The 20988-nt window shown below is 71.7% G+C and carries 20 protein-coding genes, 5 tRNA genes and 1 riboswitch; of the genes, 10 read left to right on the top strand and 15 right to left on the bottom strand.

The window, feature by feature from the left end:
- Positions 1 to 63: 63 nt before the first annotated feature.
- Positions 64 to 1101, top strand: a complete 1038-nt coding sequence (locus ACZ4W9_RS29590) for an ABC-2 transporter permease (RefSeq protein WP_467940953.1) — start codon at positions 64 to 66, stop codon at positions 1099 to 1101.
- Here ACZ4W9_RS29590 and ACZ4W9_RS29585 read toward each other — a convergent pair.
- From ACZ4W9_RS29585 to ACZ4W9_RS29560, 6 genes are all read right to left on the bottom strand, one after another.
- Positions 1098 to 1454: a hypothetical protein gene (locus ACZ4W9_RS29585; protein ID WP_467940951.1), complete on the bottom strand. Its 357-nt coding sequence runs from the start codon at positions 1452 to 1454 to the stop codon at positions 1098 to 1100. The two genes, ACZ4W9_RS29590 and ACZ4W9_RS29585, sit on opposite strands and share 4 nt — an antisense overlap.
- Before the next feature lie 105 nt (positions 1455 to 1559).
- On the bottom strand, positions 1560 to 2255 hold the full coding sequence (locus ACZ4W9_RS29580) for a histone deacetylase (protein ID WP_467940949.1): 696 nt from the start codon (positions 2253 to 2255) through the stop codon (positions 1560 to 1562).
- Positions 2256 to 2351: 96 nt separating this feature from the next.
- Positions 2352 to 2425 (bottom strand) — tRNA-Phe (locus ACZ4W9_RS29575).
- A gap of 24 nt (positions 2426 to 2449) precedes the next feature.
- Positions 2450 to 2524 (bottom strand) — tRNA-Asp (locus ACZ4W9_RS29570).
- A 36-nt stretch (positions 2525 to 2560) separates the two neighbouring features.
- Positions 2561 to 2633, bottom strand: a tRNA-Glu gene (locus ACZ4W9_RS29565).
- Between the two features lie 80 nt (positions 2634 to 2713).
- Entirely contained in the window at positions 2714 to 4267 is a 1554-nt protein-coding gene (locus tag ACZ4W9_RS29560; protein WP_467940947.1) for a metallophosphoesterase, read from the bottom strand.
- 60 nt (positions 4268 to 4327) lie between these two features.
- Here ACZ4W9_RS29560 and ACZ4W9_RS29555 point away from each other — a divergent pair, with 60 nt between their 5' ends.
- The 5 genes from ACZ4W9_RS29555 to ACZ4W9_RS29535 all read left to right on the top strand — a co-directional run bounded on the left by ACZ4W9_RS29555 (position 4328) and on the right by ACZ4W9_RS29535 (position 9611).
- Positions 4328 to 4678 carry a metallopeptidase family protein gene (locus tag ACZ4W9_RS29555; RefSeq protein ID WP_030619698.1) on the top strand — a complete coding sequence of 117 codons (351 nt, stop codon included), beginning with the start codon at positions 4328 to 4330 and terminating at the stop codon, positions 4676 to 4678.
- A 200-nt stretch (positions 4679 to 4878) separates the two neighbouring features.
- Positions 4879 to 5415 carry a hypothetical protein gene (locus ACZ4W9_RS29550; protein WP_467940943.1) on the top strand — a complete coding sequence of 179 codons (537 nt, stop codon included), beginning with the start codon at positions 4879 to 4881 and terminating at the stop codon, positions 5413 to 5415.
- A gap of 247 nt (positions 5416 to 5662) precedes the next feature.
- A complete protein-coding gene (locus tag ACZ4W9_RS29545) occupies positions 5663 to 7813 on the top strand; it encodes a DEAD/DEAH box helicase (protein WP_467940941.1) in 2151 nt (716 codons plus the stop codon).
- A gap of 108 nt (positions 7814 to 7921) precedes the next feature.
- Entirely contained in the window at positions 7922 to 9439 is a 1518-nt protein-coding gene (locus ACZ4W9_RS29540; protein WP_467940939.1) for an amino acid permease, read from the top strand.
- A 99-nt stretch (positions 9440 to 9538) separates the two neighbouring features.
- Positions 9539 to 9611: transfer RNA gene (locus tag ACZ4W9_RS29535), tRNA-Lys, on the top strand.
- Positions 9612 to 9716: 105 nt separating this feature from the next.
- On the opposite strand, the gene ACZ4W9_RS29530 is transcribed toward ACZ4W9_RS29535, so the two are convergent.
- From ACZ4W9_RS29530 to ACZ4W9_RS29505, 6 genes are all read right to left on the bottom strand, one after another.
- Complete coding sequence (locus ACZ4W9_RS29530; RefSeq protein ID WP_467940937.1) at positions 9717 to 10457, bottom strand: hypothetical protein; 741 nt, start codon at positions 10455 to 10457, stop codon at positions 9717 to 9719.
- A complete protein-coding gene (locus ACZ4W9_RS29525) occupies positions 10454 to 10927 on the bottom strand; it encodes a hypothetical protein (protein WP_467940935.1) in 474 nt (157 codons plus the stop codon). Before ACZ4W9_RS29525 ends, ACZ4W9_RS29530 begins: the two co-directional genes overlap by 4 nt.
- Complete coding sequence (locus ACZ4W9_RS29520; protein ID WP_467940933.1) at positions 10924 to 11262, bottom strand: hypothetical protein; 339 nt, start codon at positions 11260 to 11262, stop codon at positions 10924 to 10926. The genes ACZ4W9_RS29525 and ACZ4W9_RS29520 overlap by 4 nt, the downstream gene beginning before the upstream one ends.
- Positions 11259 to 11681 (bottom strand): ATP-binding protein, encoded by a 423-nt coding sequence (locus ACZ4W9_RS29515; protein ID WP_467940931.1) that lies wholly within the window; start codon positions 11679 to 11681, stop codon positions 11259 to 11261. The genes ACZ4W9_RS29520 and ACZ4W9_RS29515 overlap by 4 nt, the downstream gene beginning before the upstream one ends.
- 309 nt (positions 11682 to 11990) lie before the next feature.
- On the bottom strand, positions 11991 to 13172 hold the full coding sequence (locus ACZ4W9_RS29510) for a helix-turn-helix domain-containing protein (RefSeq protein WP_467940929.1): 1182 nt from the start codon (positions 13170 to 13172) through the stop codon (positions 11991 to 11993).
- A 61-nt stretch (positions 13173 to 13233) separates the two neighbouring features.
- Complete coding sequence (locus ACZ4W9_RS29505) at positions 13234 to 13875, bottom strand: HAD family hydrolase (RefSeq protein ID WP_467940927.1); 642 nt, start codon at positions 13873 to 13875, stop codon at positions 13234 to 13236.
- Positions 13876 to 14439: 564 nt separating this feature from the next.
- Between ACZ4W9_RS29505 and ACZ4W9_RS29500 the strand changes: the two genes are divergently transcribed.
- Positions 14440 to 15300, top strand: a complete 861-nt coding sequence (locus tag ACZ4W9_RS29500) for a hypothetical protein (RefSeq protein WP_467940925.1) — start codon at positions 14440 to 14442, stop codon at positions 15298 to 15300.
- Between the two features lie 494 nt (positions 15301 to 15794).
- Here the strand turns inward: ACZ4W9_RS29500 and ACZ4W9_RS29495 are convergent, their stop codons facing one another.
- Positions 15795 to 16430: a GTP cyclohydrolase II gene (locus tag ACZ4W9_RS29495; RefSeq protein ID WP_467940923.1), complete on the bottom strand. Its 636-nt coding sequence runs from the start codon at positions 16428 to 16430 to the stop codon at positions 15795 to 15797.
- Positions 16431 to 16505: 75 nt separating this feature from the next.
- Positions 16506 to 17015, bottom strand: a complete 510-nt coding sequence (locus ACZ4W9_RS29490; protein WP_467940921.1) for a MarR family winged helix-turn-helix transcriptional regulator — start codon at positions 17013 to 17015, stop codon at positions 16506 to 16508.
- 83 nt (positions 17016 to 17098) lie between these two features.
- Here ACZ4W9_RS29490 and ACZ4W9_RS29485 point away from each other — a divergent pair, with 83 nt between their 5' ends.
- A complete protein-coding gene (locus tag ACZ4W9_RS29485; protein ID WP_467940919.1) occupies positions 17099 to 18235 on the top strand; it encodes a dihydrofolate reductase family protein in 1137 nt (378 codons plus the stop codon).
- A gap of 77 nt (positions 18236 to 18312) precedes the next feature.
- Here the strand turns inward: ACZ4W9_RS29485 and ACZ4W9_RS29480 are convergent.
- Positions 18313 to 18386 (bottom strand) — tRNA-Met (locus ACZ4W9_RS29480).
- 321 nt (positions 18387 to 18707) lie between these two features.
- Positions 18708 to 18875: riboswitch (cyclic di-AMP (ydaO/yuaA leader) on the top strand.
- Positions 18876 to 18884: 9 nt separating this feature from the next.
- Between ACZ4W9_RS29480 and ACZ4W9_RS29475 the strand changes: the two genes are divergently transcribed.
- Together ACZ4W9_RS29475 and ACZ4W9_RS29470 are read left to right on the top strand one after the other, a co-directional pair.
- Positions 18885 to 19952 (top strand): M23 family metallopeptidase, encoded by a 1068-nt coding sequence (locus ACZ4W9_RS29475; RefSeq protein ID WP_467940918.1) that lies wholly within the window; start codon positions 18885 to 18887, stop codon positions 19950 to 19952.
- 76 nt (positions 19953 to 20028) lie between these two features.
- On the top strand, positions 20029 to 20973 hold the full coding sequence (locus ACZ4W9_RS29470) for an aldo/keto reductase (RefSeq protein ID WP_467940917.1): 945 nt from the start codon (positions 20029 to 20031) through the stop codon (positions 20971 to 20973).
- Positions 20974 to 20988: the final 15 nt, after the last annotated feature.

Here is a 20988-nt window from a genome sequence, read left to right as displayed (position 1 = left end):
GGCGGCCCGGCGCCCCCGGTCACCGACAGGCACCCCGCACGACAAGCTGCCAAAGTAGCCGTTATGCCCGATAAGCAACGCTGGGCGGCGTTCAAGGCATCTCCTTTCCTGCCCGCCACGGTCCTCGTCCTCATCCTCGCCGCCGCGGCCGGCCTCTTCGCCGGCTCGTACACGTACGCCATGGCCAACCCGACCCCGCACGGCATCCCGACGGCGGTCACCGGCCGCTACGACGAGCCGGCCGCCCGGCGCTTCATCGACGGCATGGAGGAGGCGCTGGACGCCTCGATGCGGCTGCACCCGTACGGCAGCCGGCGGGACGCGGTACGGGCCGTGGACGAGCAGAAGGTGTTCGCGGTGCTGGACGTGCCCGCCGGCGGCCGGACGGTCTCGCTGGACGTGTCCGGGGCGTCCGGGGCGACGGTCGCCCAGGTGCTCGGGCAGGCGGCGGGGCAGGTCGGCAAGGCCACCGGCACCACCGTGGTGGTCCGCGACCTCAAGCCGCTGCAGCCGGGCGACCCGCGGGGACTGGCCATCTTCTACATCACCCTGGCCGCCGTGATCATCGGCTTCGTGGGCGCCATCCAGCTCAGCGTGCACGCGCGGGAGCTGAACCCGGCGGAGCGGATCGCCTACACCGTCGCCTACGCCGTGCTCGGCGGGTTCACGATCGGCGCGGTGGTCGACTGGTGGCTGGGCGCGGTCCGGCTGCCGTTCGTCGAGTCGTGGGCCATCCTCGCCTTCACGATGTTCACGTCCGGCATGGTGTTCACGATGTTCAACACCCTGTTCGGCCGGTGGGCCATGCTGCCGACCTGGGGCCTGATGGTGCTGCTGGGCAACCCGTCGTCCGGCGGTGCCGTCTCCTGGCCGCTGCTGCCGTCCCTGCTCGGCACGATCGGCCGCTGGCTGCCGCCCGGCGCCTCGGTGAACGCCCAGCACACCGCGGTGTACTTCCGGGGCCACCAGCACGCCGTCCCGTTCCTGGTGCTGGCGGCCTGGGCGGTGGTCTCCTGCGCGGTGTTCCTGACCTGGCGCCACCGCCACCCGGGCGGGCGTCCGGTCCGGCCGGCCGGCGAGGAGGGCCTGGAGAGGGCCTAGGAGGCGCCCTGGGCGCCCTGGGCGCCCTGGGCGCCCTGGGCGGGCGGGGCGGCCTGTGCGGCCGGAGCGGGTTCGGCGTGCCTGCGGGCCGTTCCCTCGCCGAGCGCGATCGACCTGGCGGTGTTGGAGACGGCCTTGATGCCCAGGTAGGCCGTGGTCATGCCGCTGACGGCGGTGAACGCGCCGGTGAGGACGCCGACGATCACCGCCTTGTCCCCGTCGAGCCGCCAGACGCCGACGATCGCGACCGTGGCGATCGCGAGATTGCTGACGACCACCGCGAACAGCCCGTACCGTGCCCGGACCTTCTCCAGGTCGGTGTCCCGCCCGGCTCTGCCCTCGTTCCGGCTCATGCGCTCCCCCCGCCCCCGCGCACCTCGCGCGGTGAGGCCGAACGTAGCGCCGACCGGGCGCGGTGCCAAGGCGGTCACCGCGCGTCCGGCCGGGGCCGGTCCCGGTCAGTGGCCCCCGGGAGGCGGGGGCCCTCCCGGGCCGCCGGCGAGGAGGGCGGCGACGGCCCCGGGCGACCAGTGGCCGTCGGCGCCGGGGCAGGAGGCGACGTAGGAGGCGACCGCGTCGGTGTCCCAGGCCCCGGCGGAGAGCAGGCCCGCGGCCAGGAAGCGGACGTAGGCGGCGGACGGGGCGACCCACGGCACGTCGTTCACGCCCCACGGCGCGGTGAAGGTCAGCACCGGCAGGCCGTCCACCTGACCGGCGCACACCAGGGTTTCGTAGCGCCCCTCGCCGAGGACGGCACGCCCTCGCGTGAGCACCTCCACCAGGTCCAGGTCCCCGTCGGGCCCCCGGTACATCTCCTGCGCCGCGATGTCGGCGAACTGCCCGCTGGTCACCAGGTGCGCCCGGGCCAGCACCCGCCCGTCCGCCTCCGGATCGTAGAAGGCGCGCCCGCCGCCCCAGACGGCGGACTCGGTGGCGAAGTACATCGCGCCGGTCAGTTCCAGGGGGATGGACCGGACCGGCATGGCGGGGTCGCGGCATCCGGGATAGTCCCGGACCGCGCCGGGCGGCCGGCCGCCCTTGATGTAGGCGGCGAGACGGTCCAGGTGGGTGTTGGAGCCGTAGGAGGTGTACCAGACCCGCTCGGGATACCGGTCGGGCGGCGGCGTCGGATCGATGCTCGGTAAGGCCTTCACCGTGGCGGGCTCCGTGGGCGTACCGGTGGGCAGGGCGGGTACGAAAGAGCCCCTCTCCGTGAACGAAGAGGGGCTCTGCCCTGGTCAGGGCGGCTGTGGCTGGGGCCGGGGTCGAACCGGCGACCTTCCGCTTTTCAGGCGGACGCTCGTACCAACTGAGCTACCCAGCCACGGTGTTTCACGTGAAACACCAGCGGTCCTGACGGGATTTGAACCCGCGGCCTCCACCTTGACAGGGTGGCGAGCACTCCAAACTGCTCCACAGGACCAAGCGTGTGTGCAACAGTGTCGCACACGGTATTGCGTGCCCCCAACGGGATTCGAACCCGTGCTACCGCCTTGAAAGGGCGGCGTCCTAGGCCGCTAGACGATGAGGGCTATCGGCCCGCCTGGGCGCTTCTCAGCGCGTCGGGGACGTGAGAAGCATATGGGATGGCGAGCGGTATCGCCAAAACGCTTTACGGCAGGGCGCTGGGAGGGGTGGGTGAAGGGGACCGCGAGGCACCGGTGGCGCCGGGCTGGTTCTCGTCCACCAGGTGGCGGCTGACCTCGGCGGTCGTCAGGCCCAGCCCACCCAGTTCGATGGCGTCCCAGGCCTGGAGCCGGCGGCTGTCCCGGTCGAAGTAGAGGACCGAGGCCTCGATCGGGGCGGGGTGCTCGTGCTCCACGGCCCGCAGCCCGCCGCCGCCGGTCGAGCCCTCCCTGCGCAGCCGGGTGCCGTACGGCAGCAGCCGCGTGCCCTCGTGGTGCAGGTGCCCGCAGAGCACCAGGGGGACCACGCCGTCCGTCTCCTCGGCGGCGGTCGGCTCGTGCGCGACCGCCACGTCCACGGGGGTGCCGGCCGCCCGCTGGTCGCGCAGGGCGCTGGCCAGCCGGGCACCCGCCAGCCGTTCGGCCGCCTCGCCACCGGGCACCGCCGAGCGGTCGGGGGTGAATTGCGGATCACCGGTGCCCGCGAACCGCAGGCCCGCCACCGTCACGGCCCGGCCCTCGTCCAGCACGCGCACGTTCCGCACGCGCTCCAGATAGCGCTGGGTGGTCCGGGAGTCGTGGTTGCCGCGCACCCAGACGTAGGGCACGCCCAGGTCCCCGATCGGGTCCAGGAAGCCGTTCTCCGCCGCCGTGCCGTGGTCCATCGTGTCCCCGGAGTCGACGATCACGTTCACCTGGTACTGCTTCACCAGCGAGCCGATGATCTTCCAGCTCGCCGGGTTCAGATGGATGTCCGACACGTGCAGGACCCGGATGGTGGACGGGTCGGGGCGGTAGGCCGGAAGGGTGGACGTGGCGTCGTACAGCTTCGTCACGTTCGTCACCAGGCGCGCCAGCTCCTTCTGGTAGACGTCGAACTCCGTGACGATGCTGCGTGCGTTGCCGACCACGGACGGGGCCGAGGCGAGCAGCCCGGAGAACCTCGGCTCCAGGACCGACTTCGGGTTCCAGGTGGCGTACGCCGACGCGCCCGAGGCGGCCAGCAGCACCAGGGCCAGCCCGCCGGCGGCCAGGGCCCGGCGCGGGCGGCGGTAGACGGCGAGACCCAGGGCGGTGGCCCCGCAGACCACGGCGACGCAGGAGCGCACGGCCAGGTCCCGCGTGCCGTGCCCGACGTCCCGGACGACCTCGTCCTGGAGCCCGGAGATCCGTTCCGGATGGTCGACCAGCGCCTGGGCGCGCGGCGGGTCCAGCCGTTGGACGTTCACGTCCAGACGGACCGGGGCCGCGTGGCTGTCCAGGGAGAGCGAGCCCAGCGGGGACACGTCGATCCTGGTGCCGCCGGTGAGGGAGGGCCGCAGCGCCATCGTCGTGTCCATCGGGCCGACCGGGACCCGGGCCGTGCCGGCGACCAGCAGGCCCAGCCAGGCGCCGGCGAGCACCACGGCGGTCAGGCCGAGGGCGCGTGCCCAGGGGCGGGGGCGGGCGGCGAGTTCGGGCGGGGGGAGGGGGCGGGGTCGTGCGCGGTGCGGCATCCGGTGGCGCATGGTGCTCAGGGCTGCGAGGGGGACGCGGGCCATTGGTGCCGTATGCCCACGTCAAGGGGTGGATATGCGACGCCGTTCGCGGACAATGGCCGTGTGCTGGAGATGACGCGCGAGGAGTTCGAGGAACTGGTCGCCGAGGCGCTGGACCGGATCCCGCCGGAGCTGACGCGGCTGATGGACAACGTCGCGGTGTTCGTCGAGGACGAACCGCCCGCCGACGATCCCGAGCTGCTCGGGCTCTACGAGGGGACACCGCTGACCGAGCGGGGCGAGTGGTACGCGGGGGTCCTGCCGGACCGGATCACCGTCTACCGAGGGCCGACGCTCAGGATGTGCGCCAGCCGGGAGGACGTGATCGCGGAGACCGAGGTGACGGTGGTGCACGAGATCGCCCACCACTTCGGCATCGACGACGACCGGCTGCACGCCCTCGGGTACGGGTGAGCGGGACGGCTGCCGCGGCCGGCCCCGGGTGCGCGGCGCCCGGTGCCGGTGCCCGGACGGGTACGGCCGAACGGGGCGCCCGGCACGGGTGAACGTGGGGCGGTGGGTGCCGCCGTGCGCCCGGGGCGTGCGCGTGTCCTCTTGCGGGCGGCGGGAGTTGGGGAGGTTGACTCCGTCCCCCGCCCCCGGAGGTGGCCGCCGTGCGCCCCTTGTACGTACCCGTCCGTCTGGCCGCCACCGTACTGGCCGTCACCGCCGTCGCCGGCTGTGTGAACGTGGGCCACGGCGCGGACCGGGCCCGCCCCTCCCACTCGGCGGGACAGCCCGGCGGCGAGGCACCCGACGGCGGCCCGGCCCCGGGCGTGGACGGATCCGTCGAGGCGGGCGGGGCGGCCGACGGCACCCACGGCCACGGCGGCAAGGCGAAGCCGGGGGAGCCCGGCTCGGCCCCGCCCGCCCCGTCGGGCGGGGACAGCCCCTCGGACGCACCGGAGAGGCCGGGGAACCGGGGCGAGCCGGAGGAGCCCGGGGAGACCGACGCGCCCGGCGGCCCGGCGCCGACCAAGGCCCCGCCCACGCCCCCGGCCAGCTCCGCCCCGCCCCCGCCGCCGGCCACCACGGAGCCGCCGCCGGTCACCGAGCCGCCGTCGGCCGAGCCGTCCTCCTCGGCGCACGAGGAACCCGGGCCCCAGCTCGTCCAGCGCGAGCCGGCGCCCGCGGCGGGCGCGGCCGTGTGACTCCTCCCCCCAGCACCGGCGCCGGCCGGACCACTGTGACGTGGGTCTATGCCGCCAGGTTTGCCTTCAGGGGTGGTGGGTGCGTATGGTGGTAGATCGTTTGATCCCATTTGCCCGGCGCCACCACAGAGCGCGCCGTGTGGCGCGTACTCTCCTTTGCCGTGGCGGACCGCATCGAGGCGGTCGTGAGCGAATCACGGAGTTGACGGGCGCGTGCCGACGAGACTCCGGAAGGTTTCGCATTCGCATGTCCGTGTCCAGTACCGACCAGATCGTCATGTCCGAGAACGAGAACGAACTCGACGTGACGAACGAGGTCACCGAGGCCCCCGAGGCCGCTGACACCACCCCCCAGACCACCTTCGCCGACCTCGGCCTCCCCGAGGGCATCGTGCGCAAGCTCGCGCAGAACGGCGTGACGACCCCCTTCCCGATCCAGGCCGCGACCATCCCGGACGCCCTGGCCGGCAAGGACATCCTCGGCCGTGGCCGCACCGGCTCCGGCAAGACCCTCTCCTTCGGTCTGCCGACCCTGGCCCTGCTGGCCGGCGGCCGCACCGAGAAGAAGCGGCCCCGCGCGGTCATCCTCACCCCGACCCGCGAGCTGGCCATGCAGGTCGCCGACGCTCTCCAGCCCTACGGCGACGTCCTCGGCCTGAAGATGAAGGTCGTCTGCGGCGGCACCTCCATGGGCAACCAGATCTACGCCCTGGAGCGCGGTGTCGACGTCCTCGTCGCCACCCCCGGCCGGCTGCGCGACATCATCAACCGCGGCGCCTGCTCCCTGGAGGACGTGCGGATCGCCGTCCTCGACGAGGCCGACCAGATGTCCGACCTGGGCTTCCTGCCCGAGGTCACCGAGCTGCTCGACCAGGTGCCGGCCGACGGCCAGCGCATGCTCTTCTCCGCCACGATGGAGAACGAGATCAAGACCCTGGTCGACCGCTACCTGAACGAGCCCGTCCTGCACGAGGTGGACGCGGCCCAGGGCGCGGTGACGACCATGTCGCACCACATCCTCATCGTGAAGCCCAAGGACAAGGCGCCGGTCACCGCCGCGATCGCCTCCCGCAAGGGCCGCACGATCATCTTCGTCCGCACCCAGCTGGGCGCCGACCGCGTCGCCGAGCAGCTGCGCGACGCCGGGGTGAAGGCCGACGCGCTGCACGGCGGCATGACCCAGGGCGCCCGGACCCGGACCCTCGCGGACTTCAAGGACGGGTACGTGAACGTGCTCGTCGCCACCGACGTCGCCGCCCGCGGCATCCACGTCGACGGCATCGACCTGGTCCTGAACGTGGACCCGGCCGGCGACCACAAGGACTACCTGCACCGGGCCGGCCGTACCGCCCGCGCGGGCCGTACCGGCACGGTCGTCTCGCTCTCCCTGCCGCACCAGCGGCGCCAGATCTTCCGCCTGATGGAGGACGCCGGCGTCGACGCGGCCCGCCACATCATCCAGGGCGGCGCCGCCTTCGAACCGGAGGTCGCCGAGATCACCGGCGCCCGCTCCATGACCGAGGTCCAGGCCGAGTCGGCCGGAAACGCCGCCCAGCAGGCCGAGCGCGAGGTCGCCCAGCTCACCAAGCAGCTGGAGCGCGCCCAGCGCCGCGCGGCCGAGCTGCGCGAGGAGGCCGACCGGCTGGTCGCCCGGGTCGCCCGCGAGCGCGGCGAGGACCCGGAGACGGCGGTGGCCGAGGCCCAGGCGACGGCGGCGGAGCAGCTCGCCGTGGCCGAGGAGCCGGCCGAGCGCGAGACCGAGCGCGAGGAGCGCCCGGCGGCGGCGCCGTACGAGCGCCGGGAGCGGCGCGGCTTCGAGCGTCGCGACGACCGCCGGGACGACCGGGGCGAGCGCCGTCCGTTCGACCGTGACCGTGACCGTGGGTTCGAGCGCCGTGACGACCGCGGTGGCCGTGGCTTCGAGCGTCGCGACGACCGGGGCGACCGGGGCGACCGTCGTCCGTTCGACCGTGACCGTGACCGTGGGTTCGAGCGCCGTGACGACCGCGGTGGCCGTGGCTTCGAGCGTCGCGACGACCGCCGTGACGACCGTGGTGGCCGTGGCTTCGAGCGCCGTGACGACCGCCGGGACGACCGGGGCGAGCGCCGTCCGTTCGAGCGCCGTGACGACCGTGGCGGCCGTGGCTTCGAGCGTCGCGACGACCGTCGTGACGACCGGGGCGGCTTCCGCCGCGAGGAGCGCGGTGGCTTCCGCCGTGACGAGCGGAGCGGCCACCGGGGCAGCGACCGTCCGTTCAACCGCGACCGCCGTGACGACCGCCCGGGCTTCCGCTCCGGTGGCCACGACCGCCCCTACGGCCGTCGTGACGACCACCGCGGCACCGGCGGCTCCTTCGGCCGCCGCGAGGACAAGCCGCGCTGGAAGCGCAACGGCTGACACCCCGTGAGGTGAGGGAAGGGCCCGTACGACACCGGTCGTACGGGCCCTTCCGCGTTCCCGCCCAGTGGCGCATATCACATCACCGGGCAGGGAATTGCTGGAGGCATGACAGATGACGCGCGGGTGACAGGACCGCGGGCGGCGCCCGGCCCGTCGGACGAGGAACGGCTGGCGCAGCTCGGCTACACCCAGGTCCTCGCGCGCCGGATGTCGGCGTTCTCGAACTACGCCGTCTCCTTCACGATCATCTCGGTCCTCTCCGGCTGTCTGACCCTCTACCTCTTCGGCATGACCACGGGCGGCCCCGCCGTGATCACCTGGGGCTGGGCCGCGGTCGGCCTGATGACGCTGTTCGTGGGCCTGTCCATGGCCGAGATCTGCTCGGCGTACCCGACCTCGGCGGGCCTGTACTTCTGGGCCCACCGGCTGGCGCCGGCGCGCTCGGCGGCGGCCTGGGCGTGGTTCACGGGCTGGTTCAACGTGCTGGGCCAGGTGGCGGTGACCGCGGGCGTCGATTTCGGCGCGGCCTCCTTCCTGGGCGCCTATCTGAACCTCCAGACCGGCTTCGAGGTGACCCCGGGCCGTACGGTGGCACTGTTCGCGGCGATCCTCGTCCTGCACGGCCTGCTGAACACCTTCGGCGTGCGGATCGTGGCGTTCCTGAACGGCGTGAGCGTGTGGTGGCACGTCCTCGGAGTCGCGGTGATCACCGGCGCGCTCGCACTGGTCCCCGACCACCACCAGCCGGCGTCCTTCGTCTTCACGCACTTCGTCAACGAGACGGGCTGGGGCAGCGGCCCGTACGTGGTCCTGCTGGGACTGCTGATGGCCCAGTACACCTTCACCGGCTACGACGCCTCCGCCCATATGACCGAGGAGACCCGGAACGCGGCCACCGCGGGCCCGAAGGGCATCGTCCGCTCGATCTGGACGTCCTGGATCGCCGGCTTCGTGCTCCTGCTGGGCTTCACCTTCGCCATCCAGTCCTACGACGCGGAACTCGCCTCCCCCACCGGCGCCCCGCCCGCCCAGATCCTCCTGGACGCCCTCGGCGCCACGGCCGGCAAGCTGCTCCTGCTGGTGGTGATCGGCGCCCAGCTCTTCTGCGGGATGGCCTCCGTCACCGCCAACAGCCGCATGATCTACGCCTTTTCCCGGGACGGCGCGCTGCCCTTCTCCCGCGTGTGGCACACGGTCGGCCCGCGCACCCGCACCCCCGTCGCGGCGGTCTGGCTGGCCGCCCTCGGCGCGCTGGCCCTCGGCCTGCCCTACCTGATCAACACGACGGCCTACGCGGCGGTGACCTCGATCGCGGTGATCGGCCTGTACATCGCCTACGTCATCCCGACCTTCCTGCGGGTCCGCAAGGGGGCCGCGTTCGACCGCGGCCCCTGGCACCTGGGCCGCTGGTCCGGGGTGATCGGGGTGGTGGCGGTGACGTGGGTGCTGGTGATCACGGTCCTGTTCATGCTGCCGCAGGTCTCCCCGGTCACCTGGCGGACCTTCAACTACGCGCCGGTGGCCGTCCTGGCCGTCCTCGGCTTCGCGGCGGTCTGGTGGCTGGCCTCGGCGCGCCACTGGTTCCTGTCCGGCGACCCGGCCCCCACACCGGCCGAAAAGTGACCATCACGCCCCTCCCGCGCCCCGCGACGCGGCCGTGTCCCCGATACCCGATCGGCGACACGGCCCCGTCCGGCTATGCTCGGACAAGCAACATCGCCCGGGCCCTTAGCTCAATTGGCAGAGCAGTGGACTTTTAATCCATTGGTTGTGGGTTCGAGTCCCACAGGGCCTACGTGCGGGACCCCAGCTCAGTGCGGAAACGAGCTGGGGTCCTGTCCGTTTCGCTCAGCGTTCACGACCGTGTGCCGGCCCGAGGGGCAGCCTTTCCGTCGGCAGGTCAGGCCGTGCCCGGCGCGGTCGGCGGCGCTGCCGGGCACGGAGTTCGTCGGGAGGCTCGGGTGGCGTCGGTTTCCTCGTTGGTCAGGGCGTCGAGGTCGGTGACGGGGGTGACGCCTTGGAGGGTGATGGCGAGGCGGGCGGCGAGGGTCCAGTGGATGCGTCTGGTGTCGGTGAACGCGATGCGGTGCAGTCCCTCGCCGTCTTCGGGCGCGGGTGCTCGTTGGAGGGTGAGGGGGTCGTGGAGCGTTCCGGCGACTCCCCAGACGGGTGTGTGCTCCACGAGGGCCGCCGTCCAGCCCCGGTGGCCGAGGGGCGGGCAGTGTTCGACGGCGAGGCGGGCGCAGACGGCGTGCACGGGTGGAGACGTCGTCACTTCTCCGTCGTGGAGGGGGTGGCGGGCGCCGGCTGCGAGGAAGAGTGTGCGTGCGTCTTTCCGGGTCCCGGTGGTGGGTCCGCCGCAGAGCTGGCAGAGCAGGCGGCTCATCGCCTGGCGCTGGCGCAGGGCGTGGACGGTTCCGTGCCGGGGCCGGCCGCCGCGGGTGGCCGGCATGCGCATCCAGGGCACGCCGTAGTGCCGCTCGATGTCCGTCTCGCCCTGAAGGCCCAGTTTCGTTCCTCCGGGGTGCCGGGCTTTGGCCAGGGGCTGGGGTGGGATGCGTTCCCTGGTCCAGGCGGTGATGAACGGGACCGGGGTGCCGTCCCAGTATTGGACGGGGCGGACGGGGCTGGTGACGGTCATCGGGTGTTCGCTCGTCCTGTCAGGCACCGGAGGTGGGCATACCCGGCGTTGAATCGGGTGGTGCCCTCCCAGCACAGGGGGGCGACCGGTTGTGTCGGCAGCAGCGGGGCGGGGCACAGGAGGCACTCGGGTGTCTTGCCGATGGCCTGTGCGGTCTGTTCGTGCAGGAGGCGGTGTCCGTGGCCGGCGTAGCAGGTGCGGCGCTGCCTGCAGGTGGTGCAGGCCGTGAAGTGGGTGTGCCAGTCCGCCCAGGTGAGGTACCAGGCGAGCCGGGCCGTGTAGCAGCGCAGGCAGGCCAGGCGGGGACGAGTTGCTGAGGGGGCCAATTGCACGGTGGTGGCGTCCGCCGGGCGGGTGCACCAGACGCATGCCTCGCCGGCCACGGCTGGCGCGGGCAGCGGCCGGGGGACCTCGTACCAGGAAACACGCTCGTGCACGTCGTAGAGCACCTCTGGCACCTGCACAGTCATCGGGGCAGCTCCAGGACCAGCGCCCTGAGAGCGTCCATGACCGGGCAGGGCTTCAGGTCGTAGACGCACTGTGGGCAGGGGCCGGGATGGGCGACGTACGCCTGGGCCGTGGCCCGCAGGGTGCACGGGCGGCAGCCGCGCGGGAACAGGGTGATGCCGCCCGGACTCGGGCGCTCACCGAGATCCACGGCGGTGGCGATGGACAGCCGCTTGCCGCACCAGGCGCACTCGGCCCCGCGCGCCTTGGCGTCGGGGAGACCGTTCAGGGATGGCAGGGGGAGCAGCGGGCGGAGGCCTGCGGGGATGCGGGACAGGGTCCTTGAGGGGGCGGTCATGCCCGGTCCTCCGTGGGGGCTTTCAGGTCGGCCCACACCTGCTTTTCCCAGGGCCAGCGGGTGCAGCCCCAGCCCTTGGTGACGGCGTCCACGACTGCCAGGCCGCGCCCGGCGGTGTCGAGAGGGGTCGCAGACTGGAGGGCGGGCCAGGCGTCAGGGCTCTTGTCGATGACGATGAGCCGTACGGCGTCCGGCGGCATCTGGCGCACGATGACCCGGACGGTCGGCGTCTCGGTGTGCCGGACCGCGTTGGTCACCAGCTCGGTCACGACGGTCGCGGCATCGTCCAGTACGCCGAGCAGGCCCCAGTCCTTGAGGACGTCGACCACGAAGTGCCGCGCGTCCGGGACGGTACACGCCTGCCGGGGCAGTACGCGGACCTGCGGCGGAGTGTGCGGTCGCGGTGTGGAAGGGGTCACTGGACCCGCTCCTCGCCGGCGAGCGCCGTGACGACCGCGACCTTCGGCTTCTGGTGACAGCCACACGACATGACGGTCCACACTCGCTGGCCGGGGCTTCGCTGCACCCGCTCCGCTGCATACATCCCTCGCGCGACCGCGCCGCAGTACCAGCAGGCTCGGCCGTGGAGCCGGGCCGTACTGACGGGTCCAACGACTTGGAGCAGCTGCTCGCTGCATCGTCGCATCCTGGCCTCCATCTGCCGTCTCTTTCCGACAGGCAGATCATGGGCCGGGACAAGAGCCACAAGGGATACAGCGTGTATCCCCTCAGATGGCGCCGATCCACTCGGTGAATGCGGTCAGCGATTCGGCGTCCGCGCGCTTCAGCCGACGGATCGTGGCCGCAGCCTCGCGGGCCCACGGGTGTTCGCGGGTGTGCTGCGGTGCGATGAATCGGGCGACCTTCAGCGACTCGAACGCGTCGTCCGGGCGGCCCGCCCACACCTGCGCTCGCGCCAGCTCGATCCAGAACCCGGACCGGCGTTCGGCCGGCATGGAGTCCGGCGGGGTCCACTCCTCGGCGACGCTCAGGGCTGTCTGGATGTGATCGCGGCCGAGGCTGACCGCGACGGACACCTCGTGCGCCTTTACTGAGTCGGGTCCGAACCGGGTGCCGTCGTACGAGTCCTCGGGCAAGGTGGTGCTGAGTCGGCGCGCCTCGGCAAGGTGGTGCTCTGCGGCGTCCGGATTCCCGGCGCGACCGGCGATGACGGCCGCCCGCATATGCAGGGCGCCCCGAGCAGCGGCCGTGGCCCGGCCGATCGGGCTGGGGCCGGTGTCGATGGCGCGTTCCAGCGCGGCAAGCCCTTGCGCGTGGGCGTGCGCGGCGAAGAACGTTTCCGTGCGCACGTAGGCGGCGGTGGCCTGGGTGATGCGGTCCTCGGTCTGATCTGCTGCCCACCGCATCAGATCAACAAGCCTGGCTGACAGGTCCCGGTGCCCGAACTTGTACGCGACCGCGTCCGCTGACCGGGCGGTGGCGGCGAGGAGTCGCGCGGCGCGCAGCCGATCGGCGCCGGTGCAGTGGTGCAGCGCGGCCAGAGAGCGGGTGAGGAGCTGTGGGGCGTGTTCGGCGATGCGGGCGTACTGCGCGGTCAGTCTCCACTCGGTCAGGTGCGCCACGGCCGTCGCGAGTTGGTGCAGCGGGAGCGGCGGGACGTCGGGGGGAATGTCGTAGGCGGCGATCGCGGCGGAGATGGCAGGGATGGAGGCGTGCACCCGGCTGTCGGTGCGCGTACTGCCGGTGATGATGCGGCCCGGGTCGACGGCGAGCGCTGCGGCGATCGAATCGAGGGTGTCGTCACCGGGGGAGCGGGCACCGCGCTCGATGGCCTTGACGGTGGCCAGGGAGACGAAGGCGGCGCGCGCAAGGTCGGCTTGGGTCATCCGGCGGGTACGGCGGATGGTGGCGATGCGGTGGCCGACCTCGATGGCGGTGGGGGTGGGCATACGGGCTCCGTTCGGTACGTCCACCCCGGACAGTAGCGGCGCCGTGACAGAGTGAGGGCGCCTACTGGGCAATGAGCGCCGGGAGTTCCGTGAGGCGGTCGATTCGCCAGTCCGCGGCCGCCACGGCGTCCGGGTCCGCGGCCCAGAGGTGACCCCACGGACCGCGGCGCAGGTGAGCAGTGCGTAGGCCGGCCGCCGCGGCGGGCACAGTGTCGTTGGCCGGGTGGTCACCGACGTACAGCGTTTCACCGGGTGGTGCCTGTCCGCACTCGACGGCCCGCTGGAAGAACTCGGGCTGTGGCTTGGCCACCCCCCACTCTCCGGACGTCGCGACCACATCGGCCGGCAGGTCGAGGGCGCGCAGCAATTCACCCACGCGAGCGGTCTGGTTCCCGGCGATGACGACCCGGACGCCGAGCCGGCGCAGCTCGGCCAGGGCGGGACGGACATCGTCGTACAGGTCGCTGTCGTCCAAGTGCTCGCCGCGGCCGGCGGCTTCCCGTGCCCGGTACTCGGCTGCGACATCGATGCCGGGTCGGACGAGGCGGAGGGCGTCGGCGTTGTCACGGCCCTGCGCGACGACGGCCCCGACGAGCGCGGACAGCGTGTGCCGGGGGACGTCCAGCCAGTCGGCCCACGATGCCCAGTAGCGATCGTCACGGACGAGAGTCTCGCCGACGTCGAAGATCACAGCGCGAATCATGCGGGCAGGGTACCGGGCACGACGAAACGCCCCATCCCCCCGCAGTTTCCGTTCTAGTGGTCGTTGCAACACCCCAGTTCAGTGGGTGCGTTGGATTTCGCGTCCCGGCCCGTCAACCAGCGCTTCGGGGACGGCGGCTCGTTGCCGCTCTGCCGCATCGACCCGGTCAGCTCGGCGACGTACCTGGCGTATGCGCGCCCCGAGAGAGGGCTCCGGACGGCGAGCGCCAGGGCAACGACGAGCGAGACGACGTACCGATTCCGTCCCGTGCCGGGTGCAGGTCGACATCGTCGCTGCCATCCTCGCGTTCGGCGGCGCAGAGGCGGATCGGGTGCGGAGTTAAGGAAAACCAGGAGTTGGCTGCGAAGCCCGGCTGCAGTCGCTACGCTCACAGGGTTGACTTGTCTAACCTGAGCGCAGAGGCTCAGGAGCTCCGACGTGTGGACACCGGCCACAAGCGTCGTCTCGCGGGTGTATGTGCACTCACTCTGTGAAAGTGGTGCAGTAGGCAGATTTTTTGGCGTCCACTCAAACGCCGACCGGTGCGGTGAGTGAGGTATTGGCGTGCCAAATTCTGCAAAGAAGCGAGCTGCACACGCGCGCAAGGCATATTCGGGTGAGATTTACGAAGCTGCGCTTTCTGGTATTTCGAACGATCGCACCCATGGGTTGGATTCGTGTGGGCCGGGGCAGCGCAAGATGAACGCTTTGCTTGCTCTCGGTCTATTTAACCGCGGTGAGGGCGGTGCGCCTCCGGCCGAATGGTTGTTGAGCACTCTTACCTGGTACACGATTACGGTGTCGCCCCGATGGAACCGGCTGGTGTTTATCAGCGATGCCCCGGATAACGTCACTAGGTATCTGGTGCCACATGGTGGAAGCATCCCAAGGCTTCCGGGAATGCGATTGCGGACTGTCCTGGACTACCGGACGTATGCATTGGAGCATGTCCCCACAGGGGCGCAACTGGTAGTCACGAGCCGGCTGGATGGAAAATCGCAGGGAGTGCGAGAAAATGCGCACTTCAATTTTCGCACGCTTGAAGATCCACTGGACTCAGTAGAAGAACGGCAGCTTGCCGACGTTCCGCCGATGGATGGCGCAGCCCAGATCCTGTTGGCTGGCATGGCTGCCCGTATGTCGATGACTGACCCCAAGGGGCGGTGGACTACGGGTAACTGGTATTGGGACCCGTTGCGACGACGTGATGACGGCAGGGGCCGCGATGGCGTTTCGGATCCGCAGCGCAGGCTTTGGGGGGCAGGTGATGAATGGGAGGCTCGATGGACAGGGCTTCCCTATCCGGAAGACGTCGCGGCAGCGCTGACCGACCCTGTGGTCGGTATTTCTGGAGCGAGGCTTGTGAAAAGCAAGAGGGTGTACGACGTGACTCTCGACGATTCGGTCCTCAAGATTCACATTTAGTGGTGTCTTTGAGTACGGGTCCACAATTCGCCTTCGCGTAGAGAGTTATCGACGTGCTTGAGATCTTTCAAAGTGCTCTTGCTGAAATGCCGTGGTGGGCTGCTTTCCTCCTGATTCTTCCATTCTTTGTGCTGGGTTTTGCCCGCACTGTGCTCCCAAAGGATTCGCGTGACCTCTACATGTGGTGGGTTGCCTTCTGGGAGCACCGTCGTAAGCGTGCGACCTTAAGGAGGAGGAGATTGGTGTGCCGTCGAACTGTCACGGAGGAAAGGAGGCAGGGGCACAAACAGGGGCCGTATTCTCCTTGAGGGTGCGGGCGATCTCGTTGCGGTCTACGCACCTCTGGTCCTCGCGGCACGCCTGCTGCCGACGGGCACCGCCGCACACCCCCTCGGCTCGGACCGGCCCTGGCTGGACTCACCGGTCTGCTGATGTTTTTGCCCGGTGTGGCCCTCTGATCCGCCGGTTCTGCCGCAACCGCCCCCGCCGCCCCCTCAGCCCGCCGTCGCCTCCGTCGGTTCGGGCAGGGGCAGGGTGTGCCGGGTCTGGAGGGCCTTGGCGCGCAGGTAGCGGATGTTGTGGGCGGTGGTGAAGACGCCGGTGGGCACCCGGTCCCGGACGGTGAGGCCCAGCGCGCGCAACTGGCCGGCCTTGTCGGGGTTGTTGGACAGCAGGTCCAGCTCGGTGACGCCGAGGGCGGTGAGCATCTGGGCGGCGGCCGTGTAGTCGCGGGCGTCCTCCGGGAGGCCGAGGGCGGCATTGGCCTCGTAGGTGTCGAGCCCGCCGTCCTGGAGGGCGTACGCGTCGAGCTCGTTGTAGAGGCCGATGCCCCGGCCCTCCTGGCGGAGGTACAGCAGGATCCCGCCGCGACCGGCGATCAGCTCGACCGCCTCGCGCAGCTGCGGGCCGCAGTCGCAGCGGGCCGAGCCGAAGACGTCACCGGTCAGGCACTCGGAGTGCAGCCGCACCAGCGGGACCGGGCCGGGCTCGCCCAGGACGAGGGCGAGGTGCTCCCGGCCGTCGGTGAGGCCGTGGAAGGTGACGAGTTCCGCGTCGGCGCCGTAGCCGTCGGCGAAGCGCAGCGGTACCCGGACGCGGGCGCGCGGGGTGGCGGCGGGCAGGTCGGGCATGCGGATCCCTCCGGGACAGATGCTTCAGATTTGAAGCAATGGTTCGCGGGGACCCTATCCCATGCTGCAAAGCAATCAGGAGCAGGACGAGCGGCGCCGCCAGGGGACGTCGTCCGCCCCGGCCGTGGCCCCCTCGCCCTGCAGCCCGTGCGCGATCCCCGTGCAGATCGCCTCCAGCTGCCCCACCTGCTCCGCGGTGAGCCGGTCGAACAGCAGCGTGCGGACCGTCTCGACGTGTCCGGGCGCCGTCCGCTCCAGTACGGCCGTCCCCGCCTCCGTCAGCACCGCGAGCGAGGCGCGCTTGTCCTCGGCGCAGTTCTCCCGGCGCACCAGGCCGTCCCGCTCCAGCCGGTTCACGACGTACGTCAGCCGGCTGCGGGTGATCTTCAGGCTCTCGGCGAGATCGGTCATGCGCAGCCGCCGGCCCGGGGCGTCGGAGAGGTTGGCCAGCACGGAGTAGAACAGGTGCGGCATGCCGCCGTCCTGCTGGAGCTGCCGGTCGATCGCGTCCTCCAGGAGGCGGGAGGCGGCGATGTAGGCGCGCCAGGCGCGCTGCTCCTCGGGACTGAGCCAGCGGGTCGTCATGCCGCCAGTGTAGGTTTGTTCAAAAATTGAACCAAGCCGCCGCGGGCCCGCCTCGCCGCCCGCCTCCGGAAGAGAGAGCGCCGATGCCCCTGCCGTACGTGCTGCTGTCCGCCGCCGTCTCCCTCGACGGCTACCTGGACGACACGGGCCCCGAACGGCTCCTGCTGTCCAGCCCGGCCGACTTCGACCGGGTCGACGAGGTGCGGGCCTCGGCCGACGCCGTCCTCGTCGGCGCCGGCACGATCCGCGCCGACGACCCCCGGCTCCTGGTCAACTCCGCCGAGCGGCGCGCGGCCCGGCGCGCGGCGGGCCGGCCGGAGTATCCGCTGAAGGTCGCCGTCACCGGATCCGGCGACCTCGACCCGGCGGCGCGCTTCTGGCACACCGGCGGCGACAAGCTCGTCTACACCACCGACACCGGCGCCGTACGGGCCTCGCGCCTCCTCGGGAACACCGCCGACGTCGTCCCGCTCGGCCCCGCCCTGGACTGGCGGTCCCTGCTGGAGCACCTGCACGACGTGCGGGGGGTCGGGCGGCTGATGGTCGAGGGCGGCGGCACGGTCCACACCCAGCTCCTGAGCCAGGGCCTCGCCGACGAACTCCAGCTGGTCCTCGCCCCGCTGCTCGTCGGCGACCCGGCGGCCCCCCGGCTGTTCGGGCCCGGCGCCTACCAGGACGGACGCCTGCGCCTGCTGGACACCCGCCGGATCGAGGACGTCGTCCTCGTGCGCTACGCCCCCACGGCTCCCGGCACCGGTACGGCCGCCACCGCCGCCGACCGCCACTGGCTGCGCACCGCCTGCGAGCTGGCGGCCCTGTGCCCGCCGTCGCGGACGGCGTTCAGCGTCGGCGCGGTCGTGGTGGCCGCCGACGGCACCGAACTGGCCCGGGGACACTCCCGCGAGGGCGGCGACACGGTGGTGCACGCGGAGGAGGCGGCGCTCGCGAAGATCGACCCGGCCGAGCCGCGCCTCGCCGGCGCCACGGTGTACTCCAGCCTGGAGCCGTGCACCCGCCGTGCCTCCCGGCCGGCGCCCTGCGCCGAGCTGATCCTGCGGGCGGGGGTGCGGCGGGTGGTCACCGCCTGGCGGGAGCCCGACACCTTCGTCACGGCGGCCGACGGGGCGGGCGCGCTGAGCGCGGCGGGCGTACGGGTCGTCGTCCTGCCGGAGCTGGAGGAGCCGGCCAAGGCGCCGAACGCCCATCTTCTGCCGGGCTGAGCGTGCGCCCGGGCGCACCCGGGCGCACATACACCCAGGGCCCGGAATCCTTGGGATTCCGGGCCCTGGGCCTTCAGTAGCGGGGACAGGATTTGAACCTGCGACCTCTGGGTTATGAGCCCAGCGAGCTACCGAGCTGCTCCACCCCGCGTCGTTGTGACTCCAGTGTACGCCATGCGCGGGATGGTTCGCACACCGGTTTTCGCGGGCCCCGGGACGGGCGGCCCCGCGGGTCACGCAAGGTGACCGGACGAGCGCCGTACGCATAACATCTGAGTCACCATCAAAATCCCGAGTGACTGCTGAACCCTCCCGGGGGTCAGGCAACTCGCCCGCTTTGGCGGGATAGTTGCCGATAACTCCACCAGTAAAAAGCGTGTTGATCAAGGGGGACGGCTTGGAAAGTGACTGGCAGGTCTATTAACGTTCGATAACGCAGCGCGGTCGTCCCAGCCGTCACAAGAGGCGGCTCCGTGCGCACGCGCCGAATCCCGCGAGGGAACCGGGGAACCACCATTTGGGGTGAATCACGCGGATACCGTCGTGTACTCACGCGAGTCCACGACCGGATATACGCGCGTAGGAGACCTTCCTGCTCCGAACCCGTCAGCTAACCCGGTAGGCGGAGGAAGGAAAGGAGCGCGCCCGCGTGGCGTCCAACCGGCCTGTCCCCGAAGCCCCGTCCATACCGGCACAGCGCGAGACCGAGCCCGAGCCCGAGACCTTCGGCTACGGCGCCTACCGCGCCGACGAGGGCCCGTGGGAGGAATGGAACCCCACCGAGGACTCCGTCGCCCCGGTCCGCGGCCGGCACCGGGTCGCCAAGCAGCGCGGCGGCTTCGCGCGCAGCTCCACCGTCCTCGGCGTCGGCGTCATGGCCGCCGTCGGCGCGGGCGGCATGGCCAGCGCCAACACCGGCAAGCCGCCGGTGTCCATCTCCCTGCCGGACCTGCCCTCGGTCGGCTCCCTCTTCCACGACGGCTCCGGCGACGCCGAGCCCGCCGCCGAGGCCACCGCGCTCAGCACCGTCGCCGTGGCCTCCGGCACGGACCGGGACAGCGCCGACGCGGGCGAGGTGCTGCGCAACCGGATCATGGCGCAGGCCGAGCAGCAGCAGGGCCAGGCCGACAGCAAGGCGGCCGCCGCCGCGCTCGCCGCCGCCGAGAAGCAGACCGCGCGGGCCGCCGCCGAGGCGGAACAGGAGGCCGCCGCCAAGGCCGCCGCCGCCAAGGAGAAGGCGGAGGCCGACGCGGAGAAGGCCGAGGCCGAGGCGAAGAAGGCGGCGGAGGAGAAGCGGCTGGCCGAGCTGGCCAAGCAGTACGCGCTCCCGACCTCCTCGTACACGATCACCTCGACGTTCGGGCAGGCCGGCTCGATGTGGTCCTCCGGCCACCACACCGGGCTCGACTTCGCCGCGCCCACCGGCACCCTGATCAAGGCTGTGCACAGCGGCACGATCACCGAGGCGGCCCTGGCCGGCGCCTACGGCTACCGCACCATCCTGACCCTGGACGACGGCACCGAGCTGTGGTTCTGCCACCAGTCCTCGATCAACGTCACGGTCGGCCAGAAGGTCACCACCGGCGAGGTCATCGGCCGCGTCGGCGCCACCGGCAACGTCACCGGCCCGCACCTGCACCTGGAGATCCACCCCGCCGGCTCGTCCGCCGGCATCGACCCGATGGCCTGGCTGCGCGACAAGGGCCTCAACCCCTGACGGCCTTCCCGGAAGACCCGGGAATCCGGCGCCGGCGGCGGGATGCGATGAGCCCCCGCCGGCGTTGGCATGACGTATGACGTCACTTCGTACACTCGGCTCCTCCGACCTCGAGGTCTTCCCGCTCTGCCTGGGCGGCAACGTCTTCGGCTGGACCGCCGACGAGCAGACCTCCTTCGCCGTCCTCGACTCCTACACCGCGGCCGGCGGCAACTTCATCGACACCGCCGACGTCTACTCGGCCTGGGCCGAGGGCAACAAGGGCGGCGAATCGGAGACGATCCTCGGCGCGTGGCTGAAGGCCCGCGGCAACCGCTCCGACGTGGTCGTCGCGACCAAGGTCAGCCAGCACCCGGAGTACCAGGGCCTGTCGGCCGCCACCATCAAGGCCGCCGCCGACGCCTCGCTGCGCCGCCTGGGCACCGACTACATCGACCTCTACTACACCCACTTCGACCAGCCCGAGGTGCCGGTCGAGGAGATCATCGGCGCGCTGGACGAGCTGGTGAAGGCCGGCAAGGTCCGGCACATCGCCGCCTCCAACATCACCGCCGAGCGCCTGCGCGAGTCCCTGGAGTTCTCCGACCGCGAGGGCCTCGCCCGCTACGTCGCCCTCCAGCCGCACTACAACCTGGTCTCCCGCGACACCTACGAGGGCCCGCTCCAGGAACTCGTCGCCCGTGAGGGCCTGTCCGTCGTCCCGTACTTCGCGCTCGCCTCGGGCTTCCTGACCGGCAAGTACCGGCCCGGCGAGAGCGTCGACAGCGCCCGCGCCGACCGGGTCCAGGACTACCTGGCATCCGAGCGCGGCCGGAAGGTCCTGACGGCCCTGGACGAGGTCGCCGCCGCCCACGGGGCCCCCGTCGCCACGGTCGCCCTGGCCTGGCTGGCCGCCCAGCCGACGGTCACCGCCCCGATCGCCTCGGCCCGCACGGTGGAGCAGCTGCCGGCGCTGCTCGGCGTGGCGGACCTGGAGCTCACGGACGCGGAGGTGGCGAAGCTGACGGAGGCCTCGGCCTGACCGCTTCCCGGCGGT

The sequence above is a fragment of the Streptomyces sp. NPDC029296 genome (genome assembly GCF_055569255.1).
The sequence above is the reverse complement of the archived record's forward strand: the minus strand, read 5'-3'. Positions and strand labels throughout refer to the sequence as shown.